Below are 3,143 nucleotides of genomic sequence, written 5' to 3' on the forward strand. Positions count from 1 at the left end.
TGCCGGAGTCGGATCCGCCGGTGATCGCGGACACACTCTCTCCTGCGACCAGCTCGAAAGCGGTGATCACGACCAGGGCGACCACGAACAGCGCCAGCGTCGTGAGCCCGACGTGCTTCCACGACAGCCCCGACAACCGGTCGCGCCAGCTGACCGGCGACGTCGCCTCGATCGCCTCGTCGAGCTCCTCACGCGCCTCTTCGAGCCGCTCGTCCGCGTGGTCGAGGTGACTCTCCTGGGCCTCGGTGTCGGCGGCGCGCGCCGCGCGGAGCACCTCCGCCTGCGCGATGCCGACCTTGTCGGCCGCGTCCTTCTGCTTCCGCGCGAGCTTGCGCTTGCTCGTCGAGAGACCCTGGGTGAACATCGTGCTCGCGACGGTCACGACGAAGCTGCCGACGGCAGCGCCGATGATGGTGCCGGCCGCTCCGAGTGTCGACAGCAGCACTGCCGAGGCCACCGCCGCCAAGGCTCCCGCGATCGCCTTGATCCAGTCGATCTGGACCCTTTCAGGTGCATCCGCGGTGTCTGCCATCACGAACCAGTATGCCGAGGGCCCAGCCGGTCGCGGTGCGCGTCCGGCGTACGTGCCGGTAACGTCGGTTGAGCCCGCACCAGTGCCGTGAAGAGGCACTCGCCGAGCCGCTGGGTGCGGAGGGTACGACGCCGTGACGGGGTCACGGTGCAGGCACGGGGGCCACTTCGGGCGGGAGGATCGTGACGGTGCCGGCATCGGCGCCGAGGACAGCGTTGGTCATCGCACCGAGCTGGACCACGAAGCTCTCCTCGGGCTCGTCCACGGCGTCGGCGAGCACCCGTACGTCGATCACGCGTGACGTGGTGCCGGGCGGGAAGGTCACCGTCGTGTCCACCGGCGTGAAGTCGTCGGCATCCGCTGTCCCGACCACCGTGCGCACCCGCACGGACACGGTGCGGCCGCTCGGCGCGGACAAGGTCACGCGTACCGGGGCGGCGACGTACCCGCTCTGGGGCTCGGTGACGCTGCTCCCGGAGAGCCCGACAACCGGGAGCGCGTCGTCGTCGCGGATGGAGCCGACGGCTGTCCGGCGGCGGAGTGTGAGGCCCTGCGGCGTCGAGATGCGGACTTGCAGGGACTCCGTGGCCTCGTCGAGACGGTCGCCCATCACCGGCACTCGCAGCACCCTGCGGGTCACGCCGAGGGGGAAGTACACCCGGACCCGGCGGGCGAGGTAGTCGTGAGCGGCCTCCGCGGAACCGTCGGCCGTGGTGACCAGGACGCTGGTACGGCGCGACGTGGGCCGGTCGAGCCGCAGCACGAACGCGAGCGTGGTTCGGGAACCGGTCCGCTCAGTCACCCGCGCATCGGAGATCGACACCGCAGGCACCAGAGGGACGGGCGTGCCGCCCGGACCCAGCCCTGCGAAGCAGTAGCCGCGGGCCCGGGCGGTGCGGATGATCCGTGGCACCGCGTCCACCGACCGCGGCGAGTTCGCGACCCCGTCGTGCAGCAGGACGATGTTCGTGCTGTGCGGGCGCAGGTGGGAGAGCACACTGGCGGCGATCGCGTCGCTGGAGCGGCCGGTGCGCCAGTCCTGGGGGTCGACCGTCCAGAGCACCGGCACCAGCCCCATCCCGGTGATGACCGAGCGCACCCGAGTGTTGATCGCGCCGTACGGCGGCCGCACCAGCCGCGTCATCCGGACGCCGGCATCCTCGGCGGCACTCCGGGTGCGCCGGATGGTGGCGCGAATGGCGCTGTCGCTGAGCCCGGTGAGCTGCTCGTGCCGATAGGTGTGGTTGGCGATCGAGAAGCCGCGCGCCGCGACCTGACGGGCAGCACGCGGCGCCGCGGCGATGCGCTCGCCGACCATGAAGAAGGTGGCTGGCACGCGTCGCTCGGTGAGGACGTCAAGCAGTCTCGGGGTGACCGCGGCGGCGGGGCCGTCGTCGAAAGTGAGGGCGACCAGTCCCGACGAGCATGGCCGGGTCGCGGCCTCCGCCGAACCGGCCGGCAGCACCAGCGCCAGTGCAGCCGCGCTCGAGAGCGCGAGAAGCGTGCGTGCGTAACCGGTCCACATGACTGCCGTCCCCCCCGTCGACGGCCCCCCGTCGATCCCTGGAGACAGGGTGACATCGCCGGGGACGTTGTGCTGCCGAACGCGAACGTGAGCCGCGGCTGGTCTTTCGTCCGCCAGCGTCCATCGGCAAGGGGCGTTTCACGCGTCGGTCGGCCGAGGCTGCACGGTTCCGCGGCACCGTTGTGCCAGACTCGGTCCACTTGAGGACCTGACCGCGAGGAGCTCACGTGACGAGCGCTGACGACGGAGCTTCCGCCCACCGGAGGGTCGCCGCCGCAGCGCAGCGGGGCATCACGGGATTCGAGACGCAGACCTGGTTCCGGACACTCGGTGTCGGCTCGTGGCTGGCGTTTGGGATCGCCTGCGTCCTGGCCCTCGCCCTGTTCCTCGTCGCTCTGGTGGCTGAGGTCGCCATTCCGCTGGCCATCGCAGCAGTGCTCGCCGCCATCCTCGTCCGGCTGGTCGACGGTCTCGAGCGGTGGCGCGTGCCGCGGTGGCTCGGGGCCACCCTCGTCCTGATCCTCGGCCTGTCGCTCATCGTGGCCACGGTCGCGCTCGTTGCCAGCGCGATCTTCAGCCAGAGCGATGAGATCTGGTCGCAGCTCGAGGCCTCGCTCGAGCAGGTCGGCGACAGCGACACCGCCCCCTTGGCGGGAGCATCCGACGAGCTCATCGGGGTGACTCACGAGGTGGTCCGCCTGCTCACGTCGGGACTCCTCGGATCCCTGTTCAGCTCGGCGAGCAGCTTCGTCGTGGGCACGGTCCTCGCCATCTTCATGCTGCTGTTCCTGTTGAAGGACTGGACGCAGATCACCACCTGGGCGTCGGGCCACGTCGGTCTTCCTCCCGAGGTCGGGCACAGCATCCTCGACGGAACCGTCAGCGCCTTTCGCGGGTACGCGACCGGGCTGACCATCATCGGCGCGGCCAACGCGGCCGTGGTCGCCGTCGGTGCCGTGGTCCTGGGGGTGCCGCTGGCAGGGACGATCGCCCTCGTGTCGTTCATCACCAGCTACGTGCCCTACCTCGGCGCGTTCGTCGCGGGAGCCTTCGCGGTGCTCATCGCCTACGGATCGGGAGGGCTCG

General features: G+C 70.8%; 3 protein-coding genes. 1 reads left to right on the forward strand and 2 read right to left on the reverse strand.

The window, feature by feature from the left end; genetic code table 11:
• Nucleotides 1-532, reverse strand: a 532-nt coding sequence (locus tag EKO23_RS24510; protein WP_217702806.1) for a hypothetical protein, incomplete at its 3' end; no start/stop codon positions are given.
• 142 nt (nucleotides 533-674) lie between these two features.
• Nucleotides 675-2,057 (reverse strand): polysaccharide deacetylase family protein, encoded by a 1,383-nt coding sequence (locus EKO23_RS24515; RefSeq protein ID WP_134721176.1) that lies wholly within the window; start codon nucleotides 2,055-2,057, stop codon nucleotides 675-677.
• 227 nt (nucleotides 2,058-2,284) lie between these two features.
• Here EKO23_RS24515 and EKO23_RS24520 point away from each other — a divergent pair.
• Nucleotides 2,285-3,143, forward strand: an 859-nt coding sequence (locus EKO23_RS24520; protein ID WP_134721178.1) for an AI-2E family transporter, incomplete at its 3' end; no start/stop codon positions are given.

It is taken from the genome of Nocardioides guangzhouensis, from assembly GCF_004519545.1.
GTDB classification, from domain to species: Bacteria; Actinomycetota; Actinomycetes; order Propionibacteriales; family Nocardioidaceae; genus Nocardioides; species Nocardioides guangzhouensis.

Coding starts and splice junctions, on each gene's coding strand:
- EKO23_RS24515 (WP_134721176.1), bottom strand. CDS start 2,057: ATGTGGACCGGTTACGCACGCACGCTTCTCGCGCTCTCGAGCGCGGCT.